Source organism: Olsenella phocaeensis (genome assembly GCF_900120385.1).
Taxonomy (GTDB): Bacteria; Actinomycetota; Coriobacteriia; order Coriobacteriales; family Atopobiaceae; genus Olsenella_I; species Olsenella_I phocaeensis.
The window spans coordinates 681048-684242 of record NZ_LT635494.1 but is presented as its reverse complement, the minus strand read 5'-3'; the positions used below and the strand labels follow the sequence as shown (position 1 = coordinate 684242).

General features: G+C 64.4%; 3 protein-coding genes. 2 read left to right on the top strand and 1 reads right to left on the bottom strand.

Going from position 1 to position 3195, the window contains the following annotated elements:
• The coding region (locus BQ7388_RS03275; protein WP_234946807.1) for a DUF3825 domain-containing protein at nt 1–1348 on the top strand (1348 nt) is incomplete at its 5' end.
• Between the two features lie 536 nt (nt 1349–1884).
• Here the strand turns inward: BQ7388_RS03275 and BQ7388_RS03270 are convergent.
• Complete coding sequence (locus BQ7388_RS03270) at nt 1885–2190, bottom strand: hypothetical protein (protein ID WP_234946805.1); 306 nt, start codon at nt 2188–2190, stop codon at nt 1885–1887.
• Nucleotides 2191–2403: 213 nt separating this feature from the next.
• On the opposite strand from BQ7388_RS03270, the gene BQ7388_RS03265 reads away from it, so the two are divergent.
• On the top strand, nt 2404–3195 hold a 792-nt coding region (locus BQ7388_RS03265), incomplete at its 3' end, for a PucR family transcriptional regulator ligand-binding domain-containing protein (protein ID WP_200781419.1).

Here is a 3195-nt window from a genome sequence, read left to right as displayed (position 1 = left end):
TGTGCCCGCACGGCCTGCCGCCGGCGCTTCCGCAGTCACACAGCCTGCAACACCCGCGCCTGCGCCCAGCCACTCCGTCGCCGCCAAGCCCATCGTCGTACCCCGACCGACGCCCGCGGCGGTCACAAGCCCTGCCCCCGTCCAGCCCGTACCCGCACACCCCGCGCCGACACCAAGCGAGCCCGCAGGTCCCGTCCGCGTCAACCCGCTGCCTCCCGTCCAGCTGCAGGCAGACCTCCCACGGGACTTCCAGGCCGAGGTGAGCTGCAAGCTCGAGGCCCTCGAGCGGCTCTATGCCTTGCTTCCCACCGACGTGGACGTGCTCGCGACGCTCGACGAGGACTGGCGCGTGGCCCGCTCCACCGGAAGCGTCCACGGCAGCCGCAGCCAGCTGTGCTTCCCCCTGCGCTACCTGCGCGCCGACGGCTCGGCACCACTTGAGATGACCCTGCGTCGCAACACCCGCACGCCCTCGGGCAAGCGTTGGAGCATGACGGGGGTAGACGACGGCAGCTCCCAGGAAGGACTTCCCGACGTCGGCCTCGAGGGCCTCTCCCCCGCTGAAGAGGGTGCCTGGCAGCTGCTTGACTTCGCAGCCGCCACCAGCGCGAACGTGAGTCCCGAGCGCGAACTCGCCCAGTTTGCCGTCATCGGACCTTGGAAGCCCCTGCTCGCCCAGCTTGCGGCAGCGGCTGAAGACGAGCCCTGGAGCCTCGCCGGCAAGGAGGACCTCGGCGTCCTGCGCGAGTACCTCTGCCTGACCTTCTGGCGCGCCAGGCATGCCGGCCTCGTCGTCGTGGCAGACGACGGGAGCCTCGCCGGCTTCAACACGGGCCTCCTCACCGCATGCGGGCAGTACCTCTGCATGAGCTTCGTGCCACACGAGGGAGACATCCCCTGGCAGTTCGCCGGCTGGGTCGTCGATGGAGACGAGCGTCTCTCCGCACTCGAGCCGGCGGACGCGACGGGTGAGAGGCACGCGCTGCCCCTGCCGGAACCACTCAGCCTGCCCCAGACGCTCCCCACGCTCGCAACCCTGGACCTTACCCCCGGGCTCGGTGCGAGGCTGGCGGAATCGGACGACGACCTGCTTGAGCGCTCGCTCAGACGGGTGAGGCAGAGCCCGTACCAGCTTGCAGCGGCATACGACCCTCGCCGTGACGGAATCGCGCTGTTGCTGCCACTCTGGCCCGCGAGCGGGTCTACGCCCGAATCGGCGCTCGCCCTGGCACCTGAGGGTGACGGTCGCTGGCGCGGCTGCGCGATCCTCTCGCTTGCGAACGCATACACCTGCGCTCGCAGCCTGAGCCGTGACATGCCCTCCTGGCTGGCAGGCGCACTGGGATAGAAGAATTCGGCCATCGACGAGGCCTGTTCGCCGATGGCCGAATTGACCTTGTGCCTTGGTGGCTGTACACAGCAAATAAAGGGGAGGCACATGGCATCTTCAACCCATATAACTCCCCTTACTCCGTTCTACTCCGTTATTTTGGGAGGGAATAGAACTGGGATGGGTCGTTTTTACTATTGCCATGCCACTCAAGGATTCCTTTTGCGGCAAGTCCCCTCAGAGTTTTTGAGCTAAGAGTAAGGCCCTTGCCAATAAGTGATGACAGTTCGCGAGTAGTGATTTTTCCGACGCGGACGCGAGCCTGAGGCATAAATCGTGAAGGATTTTCTGAAAATAAGAGGATGCCCGCATTCGTCAGATAGCCGCCTATCAGAAAGCCACGACTCTTTAGGACCTGTTCACCCGATGCATCGGTTCCCAGGGCCTGTCTATAACGATTGACCACCTCTTGGTCAACATCTTGAATCGTAGCCTGCCGCGACACCTCATCCTCAAAGAGACGCTGGTTCTTGTCATACTCAAGCGCACGAATCTCACGATCGCCCAGCCGGAGACTCTTGTCCCCCTGCCGCAGGAAGACTGCATCCTGGCTGCCCCTGGGAGGGATTGCCGCTGAACCACGCGGTGAGCTTGAGACCGAAGAGCCCCGCGCCCTTGAGCTCCCCCGAGCGGATGTCCATGTCCGACTCGCCGGGAACGAATTGCTCGTAGACCATGGGCCAGGCGCTTGCCTCGCCCGTGGCCTTCTGCCCGTACGCGTCCTCGACCGCATCGAGCGCGTCCTTGATGGTCAGGACCTTCCTGACGTCCTCCGCCGAGAGCACCAACAGCCGTGACATCCGCAACCTCCCCTTCCGGGATTCTCACTCGTATGCCCCAGAGCTTAGCGAGGCGTCAGAGGCAGCTCCACGGTCACTTGTTGTGAAAACCTACAACCACTTGAGGAAGGCATTCTCACCACTTATCTCTTTTTGACCTTTCCATCTTGTCTTTCTGTACGTTTTTCCATCTATAGTTGAGAAAAACTGTTGCTTTCAACAAGATTGGTGGCCATGCTCTACACGGTTTCCGACTTCCAGCGCCTCTATGCGGACTCGCTGCGGCTCGTGGCGGGACAAGGCGGACTCGCGCGCACCATCGACGAGGTGGGGATCCTCGACTACGAGCTCATGTCCGGGCTGCGCGACAAGTACCAGCGCAAGAACCTCGCGCCTCGCCAGCTCGTGCTCTCGACCTTCCTCTATGCCAAGGACGACCCCTATCTCATCGGCGAGGCAGTGCGCACGCTGGTCGCCGAGGGCGCGAGCGCGCTGGTCATAAAGAACGCGCTGCACCTGCCCCTGCCGGAGTCAGCCCTGCGCTACGCCAACGCGCGCAACCTCCCCCTCTTCGTCGTCCAGTCGGACGGCTTCTTCTTCGACCAGGTGATCGTGGAGGTGACCGGTCGCATACGCGACCTGGGGTCGGCGTCGTTCGCCGCAAACCAGATCGACCTCGCCCTGCGAGAGGACGCGAGCCCGCGTGAGGTGAGGGAGTGCGCACTGGCGATCAACCCCTCCTTCGAGGAGCGTGTCGCCTGCCTGTACCTGCGTCTCGACGAGGAGCCTGACCCCCAGGAACTGAGCCGGATCGAGGCCGCCTTCCTTCGCAGCTCGCTCGCAGGGGTGGGCAGCGCCCTGGTCTGCTACCACAGGGGAATCCTCGCAATAGTGACGACGGACCCGGAGGAGAGGATCGACCTCGCCGGTTGCATGGAAGTGCTTCGCTCCGAGGTCCTGGCCGGTGCGGGAGCGTCCGCTGGCGGGCGGCCGCAGCCACTGGGGGTGACGGCGGGCGGGTCGCTG

Bases quoted from the DNA above. Each gene is read 5' to 3' on its own strand.
- BQ7388_RS03270 (WP_234946805.1), bottom strand. From the start codon at position 2,190: ATGTCACGGCTGTTGGTGCTCTCGGCGGAGGACGTCAGGAAGGTCCTG.